The sequence below is a fragment of the Streptomyces carpinensis genome (genome assembly GCF_002154505.1).
Taxonomy (GTDB): domain Bacteria; phylum Actinomycetota; class Actinomycetes; order Streptomycetales; family Streptomycetaceae; genus Streptomyces; species Streptomyces carpinensis.
The window spans coordinates 1-7,003 of the sequence record NZ_MUBM01000255.1 but is presented as its reverse complement, the minus strand read 5'-3'; the positions used below and the strand labels follow the sequence as shown (position 1 = coordinate 7,003).

Here is a 7,003-nt window from a genome sequence, read left to right as displayed (position 1 = left end):
GCCCGCGGTGCCGACGGCCCGCCCGGCCGCCTCCTCGCGCTCGCGTCCCTCGGCCAGTTCGGCGCGGTAGCGGGAGACGATGAACAGCGCGTAGTCGATGCCGACCGCGAGGCCGATCATCGTGGCCAGGGTGGAGGTGGTGGTGCCCAGGTCGAGGGCGTGGGCGAGGGCGGTGACCGTGGAGACGCCGATACCCACGCCGATGACGGCGGTCAGCAGCGGCAGCCCGGCGGCGAGCAGCGAGCCGAAGGTGATGACGAGCACGACGGCGGCGATGGCGATGCCGATGACCTCGGTGGCGCCGGTCTCGGGGGCGGCGCTCAGGGCGTCACCGCCGATCTCCACGGTCAGCCCGGCGTCCCGCGCGTCCTGCGCGGCGTCCTTCAGGGCGGTGCGCGAGGAGTCCTCCAGCTCCATGCCGGAGACCTTGTACTTCACCGAGGCGTAGGCGATGGAGCCGTCCTTGCTGACGGCGTGGCCGGTGTAGGGGTCGGCGACGGAGGCGACCTCGGAGCCGGCGGAGAGCCCCTTGACGGTCTTGTTCACGGTCGCCTTGTTGGCGGCGTCCGTCATCTTCTCGCCGCTCGGCGCCTTGAACACCACCCGGGCGGTCGCCCCGTCGGCGCTCGCGCCGGGGAACCGCTGCTCCAGCAGGTCGAAGGCCTTCTGCGCCTCGGTGCCGGGGATGGAGAAGGAGGTGTTGCCCGCGGGGGGCGCGGAGGCGGCGCCGACGCCGGCCAGCGTCAGCAGCGCCACCCAGATCAGGGCGACGAAGTGCCGTCGCCGGAAGGCGAGACGGCCTAGTTTGTACAGGAACGTGGCCACTTGGGCGTACTCCCGGTCAGGTCGTGGGGGTGGAACTGGGCAGGGGTCATCAGCCCGACGACGTGAGCGGAGACGTCAGAGGGTGGGCTTGCTGGGGAGAGGAGTCAGGCGGTCGGCGCGCCGAGGGCGGGGAGGACCACGGCGTCGATGTAGGAACGAAGGAAGGCCTGGGTCGGCGGCTGGTCCTCGATCAGCGCGCGGACGACGAACCCGCCGGCCAGCATGTGCACCACGAAGTCCAGCGCGGGGCAGTCCGCACGGATCTCGCCCCGGTCGACGGCGCGCTGCAGCAGCCGGCGGAACTCGGCCATCTCCGGCTCGATGAGTTGTTCCCGGAACGCCTGCCTGAGGTCGGTGTTGTTGTGCATCGCCATGGCCAGGCCCCGCATCAGCGCGGAGTTCTGTGCCATGCCGCAGTCGTCCTCGCGGGAGACCAGGGCGTGCAGGTCGCTGCGGAGCGACCCGGTGTCGATCCCCTCCAGCTTTCCGGGCTTTCCGTGCCGGACGGCCCTGACGACCAGTTCGGCCTTGCCGCCCCACTGGCGGTAGAGGGTGGCCTTGCTGGACCGCGTGCGGGCGGCGACGGCGTCCATGGTGAGGGTGTCGTAGCCGACCTCGCGGAGCAGGTCGAGCACGGCCTCGTACAACTCGGCCTCGCGCTCGGGCGTGATCCGGCTCCGGCGTCCCGGTGCGGGCACCGGCTCCACCGGAGCGGCTGCCGCCGCGCCCCTGGACGCCTCGGTCATCCCGCCCGCCTTTCCGCTTGTCGAACGGCACGGTTTCGTACGACACGAATGTAGCGCAGCCGTTCATCGAAACGAAACCGTTTCGTACGTGCGGTGGGTCACGTCTGTCGGTTTCGCATAAGTTGCACAAGTTGCTGCGCTCCCTGGGCGGGCGAAGCATGGGGGAGGTGAGCTATCTGCGCCTGCCGCATCTCAGCGGCGATCTGCTGTGTTTCGTGGCCGAGGACGACCTCTGGCTGGCGCCGCTCGACGGAGCGGAGCGTGCCTGGCGGCTCACCGTGGACCGCACCAAGACCGGCCACCCGCGCTTCTCCCCCGACGGCCGCCACATCGCCTACACGAGCTGGCGCAGCCTCGCGCCCGAGATCCACCTCGTGCCGGTGGACGGCGGGCCGGGCCGGCAGCTGTCGTACTGGGGCAGTACCGACACCCGGGTGTGCGGCTGGGCCCCGCCCGACGAGCACGGCCACACCGCGATCCTGGCCGTCACCTCCCACGGCGAGCCGTTCTCGTACTTCACCTGGGCCTACAAGGTCGACACCGACGGCTCCCCCGGCCGCAAACTGCCCTGGGGCCCGGTCGCCGACATCCAGGCCGCCGACCTCGACGGCGAACGCAAGAGCCTGCTGCTGACCGGCACCCCGCCGCACGAACCGGCCTCCTGGAAGCGCTACCGGGGCGGCGCCATGGGCCGGCTGTGGCTGCACGGGCAGCGGCTGCTGGCCGGCATCGACGGCCATCTGGCCTGCCCCATGTTCGTCGGCGGCCGGATCGCCTTCCTCTCCGACCACGAGGGCGTGGGCAACCTCTACTCGTGCGCCTACGACGGCTCCGACCTGCGCCGGCACACCGACCACGACGCCTTCTACGCCCGGCACGCCTCCAGCGACGGCGACCGGGTGGTGTACCAGTGCGCGGGCGACCTGTGGATGGTCGACGACCTTTCCCCGGACTCGGTCCCGCACCGGCTGGAGGTGAGGCTCAGCGGGCCGCGGGCCGGCCGCCGCCCCTACCCGGTGCCGGCCGCCCAGAACCTGGACGGCATCTCCGTCGACGAGACCGGCCGGGCCAGCGCCGTCGTCGTCCGCGGCTCCCTGTACTGGCTGACCCACCGCGACGGCCCCGCCCGCACCCTCACCGACACACCCGGTGTCCGCGTCCGGCTCCCGGCGATGCTCGGCGCGAGCGGCCGGGTCGCCTTCGTCACCGACGCCGACGGCCCGGACGCCGTCGAGATCACCTACCTGCCGCGCGCCACGGGCCCCCACCCACCGCGCCGGCTCGCCTCCGGGCAACTGGGCCGGGTGCTGGAGATGATCTCCGACTGCGACGGCGAACGGCTGGCCCTCGCCGCGCACGACGGCCGGCTGCTGCTGCTCGACGTGCCCGAGGACGCCGAGAGCGCCGAGGACCCCGAACACTCCGGCGGGGCGGTCACCGAGCTGGTCCGGTCGGACAACGGGCCGGTGCGGGATCTCGCCTTCTCCCCGGACGGGGCGTGGCTGACCTGGTCGCATCCCGGCGTCGGCCGCACGCTCAGGCAGATCAAGATGGCCCGAATCAAGGACCGCCTGATCGTGGACGTCACCAACGGCCGCTTCGAGGACGAGAACCCCGTCTTCACCCGGGACGGCCGCTACCTGTCCTTCCTGTCCTGGCGCGGCTTCGACCCGGTGTACGACGTGCACACCGGTGACCTGTCCTTCCCGCTGGGCTGCAAGCCCTACCTGGTTCCGCTGTCCTCCGCCACCCCGTCCCCCTTCGCGCTGAACCCCGAGGGCCGGCCGGCGGCCGGCGGGCTGGACCCCCTGGAGGAAGAGGAGACCGGCGAGCCGGGCGCGGTGACCGTGGAGGTGGAGGGGCTGGAGAGCCGGGTCACCCCGTTCCCGGTCACCGCCTCCAAGTACTCGGCGCTCGCCCCGGTCGCGGGCGGCGGCCTGGTGTGGCTGCGCTGGCCGATCTCGGGCGCGCTGGGCGAGACGTTCGCGAACCCGGACGACATGACCGGCCGGCCGACCCTGGAGTTCTTCAACATCACCAAGGCGAAGAAGGCCGAACTCGTCGGCCACCTCGACTGGTTCGCGGTCAGCGGCGACGGCACCCGGCTGGTCGTGGTCGACGAGGGCGACCTGCGCGCGGTGCCGTCCACCGAGATCGGCGACAGCGACACCACGACCTGGATCGACGTGCGCCGGATCATGCACGTGGTCGATCCCGGCGCCGAGTGGCGCCAGGCGTACGAGGAGGCCGGCCGGCTGATCCGCGCCTACTACTGGGACCCGGACATGTGCGGCATCGACTGGGACGGTGTCCTCGCCCAGTACCGCCCGCTGGTCGAACGGGTCGCCTCCCCCGACGAGTTCGCCGACCTGCTCCGCGAGGTGCTCGGTGAGCTCGGCACCTCCCACGCCTACGTCGGCGCCGCCCGCCGCAACGAGGGGCCCGCGCACTACCAGCGCTGGCAGGGCCTGCTCGGCGCCAACCTCGTGCACCGCGACGCCGGTTGGGTGGTCAAGCGGATCCTGCCCGGCGACTCCTCCGACTCCCGGGCGCGTTCGCCGCTGGCCGGCGCGGGCATCCGCGAGGGCGCCGTGCTGACCCATGTGGACGGCCGCCCGGTGGACCCGGTGACCGGCCCGTATCCGCTGCTGGCCGGCTCCGGCGGTACGACGGTGGAGCTGACCTTCTCCCCCGGCGAGGGCGCCGGGCCGCCGCGCCGGGTCGCCGTCGTCCCGCTGATCGACGACCGGCCGCTGCGCTACCAGGACTGGGTGGCCAAACGCCGCGCGGTCACACGGGAGATGAGCGACGGCCGGTGCGGGTATCTGCACATCCCGGACCTGGGCGGCTCGGGCTGGGCGCAGTTCAACCGGGACCTGCGCATGGAGATGTCCCGGTCGGCGCTCATCGTCGACGTGCGCGGCAACGCGGGCGGCAACATCAGCGAACTGGTCATAGAGAAACTGACCCGGACCATCCTCGGCTGGGACCTGACCCGGGACGCGCAGCCGGTGTCGTACGCCTCGAACGCCCCCAGGGGCCCCCTGGTGGCCCTCGCCGACGAGGCGACCTCCTCCGACGGCGACATGATCACGGCGGCCTTCAAGCTGCTGAAGCTGGGGCCGGTGGTCGGCCAGCGCACCTGGGGCGGCGTGGTCGGCATGACCGGCCGGCACCGCCTCGGCGACGGCACCGTCATCACGGTGCCGATGAACGCGGCCTGGTTCGACGCCTACGGCTGGTCCGTCGAGAACCACGGCGTCTCGCCCGACGTGGAGAGCCTGCGCACCCCCATGGACTGGGCCGAGGGCCGGCACGTCGAGATGGACGACGCCATCGAGCTGGCCCTGGACCTCCTGGCCGCCAAGGGGGCCGCGAGCCCCCCGGGTTACGAGAACGTCCCGGACCGCTCCCGCCCGAAGCTGCCTCCGCGCCACACCTGACGCGGAGGGGCGTGCCAGGCCCCGCGGGCCCGGCACGATCCGAACGAGGGGCTCTGGGACGAGAACGCGGGGTGCCCCGACACACAGGGCACCCCACGCATCCCGGCCGAAGCCGAGCGCAGCAAGCGCGGCGACTACCGGTCGTAGTCCTCGTTGAGACGGTCCTCCATCTCGTCGTGCGTGTCGTCGGTGTGCTGACGCCCACGCTCACGCTGCTGGGACGAGCGCTGGCCGGCCTTCTCGCGGCCCTCGTGCGCGCGCTCCTTGCCCTGCTGCTGCCGCTGCTCGGCCTGGTCCTGGAACTTGTCCTTCATGCCCATGCTGTTTCACTCCCATGTGGGTGAGGGAGATCCCCAAGTGAGTGAGGGGATCGACCTCGACCAGATTCACACGGGCGGTGACGCTGCGCATGTCGATCAGTGACGGTGCGTAGCACCGATGGCCCGGTGCTGTTCGTCGGCCGCCCCACCCGCACCCACGAGCCCGGTGCGCATCCCCGTCAGCCGGTCCGCGAACCGCCGCATCTCCCGCTGTCCCACAGTCCCGATGATCCCGGGCAGATACCCGCGCACGCCCTGCATCCCGCGCAGCCACCACTGCCCGTACACATGGCTGGAGCGCCGCTCGATGCCGTCCACGATCCGGTCCACCGCCGGACCCAGCGGATAGGTCTTGTTTGACGGCCACGGCAGCCGCTGCCGCAACTCCCGCATGACGTCATCCTGGTCGGCCCCGCGCACCATGTCGGTGTCGGTCCACGACAGGTACGCCACGCCCACGCGCACGCCCTTGTGGCCGACTTCGGCGCGCAGGCTGTGCGCGTACGCCTCCACCCCGGACTTCGAGGCGCAGTACGCCGTCATCATCGGGGCCGGGGTGATCGCGGCCAGCGAGGCGATCTGCAGCAGATATCCCCGGCTCGCCGCGAGCGCGGGCAGGAACGCCCGGCCGGTGACCGCCGATCCGATCAGGTTCACCTCGATCACCCGCCGCCAGGACTCCGGATCGGAGTCGGCGAACGGACCGCCGGTGGCCACACCGGCGTTGGCGACGGCGATGTCGACCTTGCCGAACCGTTCCTTGACCTCCGCCGCGACCCGTGTCATCGCCTCGTGGTCGGTGACGTCGGCGTGCCAGTGGGCGCTCTCGCCGTGCAGCCGCTCCGAGAGCTGCTTGAGCGCGTCCGGCTCCAGGCCGACCAGCGCGACCTTCGCGCCGCGCGCGGACAGCTTGCGCGCGAGCAGCTCGCCGACGCCCCGCGCGGCGCCCGTGACGACCGCGACCTGCCCCTCCAGGCTCACCCTGCTCATGTGCCCTCTCCGATCCGTGCGGCGTCGTCGTGCTGGTTGTCGTTCGTGCGTGCGTGTATGTGGGCGGTGACCAACTCCCGGATCTTTGCGGTGATCTGGTCGGGCGCCTCCATGGGCGTCATGTGGCCGAGGCCGGGCAGCTCGGTCAGGCCGGCGCACTGGGGCAGCGCGGCGGCCAGCGCCCGCGCGTGCACCGGCGGGGTCAGCCGGTCGGCGGTGCCCACGACGACCGCGGCCGGCACCCGCAACCCGCGTACGCCGTGGTCGAGATCGAGTCGGTCGAGCACCTGCGACCAGGCATGGCGCACCCGGCGCGGGCAGGTGTGCACGATCCGCGCGCACGCCTCCACCGCGTGCGGCGCCGAACCGGCGCCCATGGTCCCGTACTTGAGGATCCACAGGGCGAGCGGCTTGACCGGGCCGAGCGGCGCCCGGGAGCCGAGAACGCGCCGGGTCAGCCACGTGCGCAGCCGCCCGGCCCGGATCGGTACGACGGTGGACTCGGCGACCAGCCGCGAACTGCCCGTGCTGCACAGCAGGACGGCCGCCGCGTGCTCGTGGAAGCCGGGCCGGCCGGCGGCGGCCATCACCGTCATCCCGCCCATCGAGTGGCCCGCGATCACCGCCTTCTCACCGGGGGCGAGGGTCGCGGCGAGCACGGCCTCCAGGTCGTCGGCGA

The 7,003-nt window shown here is 72.4% G+C and carries 6 protein-coding genes; 1 reads left to right on the top strand and 5 read right to left on the bottom strand.

The genetic code is table 11. The features are described from left to right. Both BZY54_RS31270 and BZY54_RS31265 read right to left on the bottom strand, forming a co-directional pair. The coding region (locus BZY54_RS31270; protein WP_158103942.1) for an MMPL family transporter at nt 1-825 on the bottom strand (825 nt) is incomplete at its 3' end. A gap of 104 nt (nt 826-929) precedes the next feature. Further along, on the bottom strand, nt 930-1,571 hold the full coding sequence (locus BZY54_RS31265; RefSeq protein ID WP_244217434.1) for a TetR/AcrR family transcriptional regulator: 642 nt from the start codon (nt 1,569-1,571) through the stop codon (nt 930-932). 167 nt (nt 1,572-1,738) lie between these two features. On the opposite strand from BZY54_RS31265, the gene BZY54_RS31260 reads away from it, so the two are divergent. Next, nucleotides 1,739-5,014 carry a S41 family peptidase gene (locus BZY54_RS31260; RefSeq protein WP_086728690.1) on the top strand — a complete coding sequence of 1,092 codons (3,276 nt, stop codon included), beginning with the start codon at nt 1,739-1,741 and terminating at the stop codon, nt 5,012-5,014. 134 nt (nt 5,015-5,148) lie between these two features. Here BZY54_RS31260 and BZY54_RS31255 read toward each other — a convergent pair whose 3' ends face one another. The 3 genes from BZY54_RS31255 to BZY54_RS31245 form a co-directional block, all read right to left on the bottom strand. Beyond that, on the bottom strand, nt 5,149-5,334 hold the full coding sequence (locus tag BZY54_RS31255; protein WP_167414104.1) for a hypothetical protein: 186 nt from the start codon (nt 5,332-5,334) through the stop codon (nt 5,149-5,151). A gap of 96 nt (nt 5,335-5,430) precedes the next feature. After that, entirely contained in the window at nt 5,431-6,324 is an 894-nt protein-coding gene (locus BZY54_RS31250; RefSeq protein ID WP_086728688.1) for an SDR family oxidoreductase, read from the bottom strand. After that, on the bottom strand, nt 6,321-7,003 hold a 683-nt coding region (locus BZY54_RS31245), incomplete at its 5' end, for an alpha/beta fold hydrolase (RefSeq protein WP_086728687.1). The genes BZY54_RS31245 and BZY54_RS31250, both read right to left, overlap by 4 nt.